The following is a 313-nucleotide window of genomic DNA, read 5'->3' as shown; positions in this document are numbered from 1 at the left end:
AACGTTCTTTAACAATATAAAGCAATCATCTGTGTGGGCACTCGTACAGATTGAGTTCTAACAGCCAACCTACTTAGGTAGCGAGGCAAACAAATTAGAGTCTCAATTGAAAACTGAGTGACCAACAGAATAGTTATTTCGGTAATTATTCGGCACAGTCAATTCAATATCGAAAGATATTAAAATAAATTCAGAATTCATTGAGCTGTCGAAAGACATAAAACTTTTTAATTGAAGAGTTTGATCATGGCTCAGATTGAACGCTGGCGGCAGGCCTAACACATGCAAGTCGAGCGGTAACAGAAAGTAGCTT

General features: G+C 37.7%; 1 rRNA gene. It reads left to right on the top strand.

Going from position 1 to position 313, the window contains the following annotated elements:
- Window positions 1-228 precede the first annotated feature (228 nt).
- Window positions 229-313: ribosomal RNA gene (locus H4J50_RS19215) — 16S ribosomal RNA — on the top strand; the annotation flags it as partial.

Source organism: Colwellia sp. 6M3 (assembly GCF_014077595.1).
Taxonomy (GTDB): domain Bacteria; phylum Pseudomonadota; class Gammaproteobacteria; order Enterobacterales; family Alteromonadaceae; genus Cognaticolwellia.
This window is presented reverse-complemented; position numbering and strand designations above follow the sequence as displayed.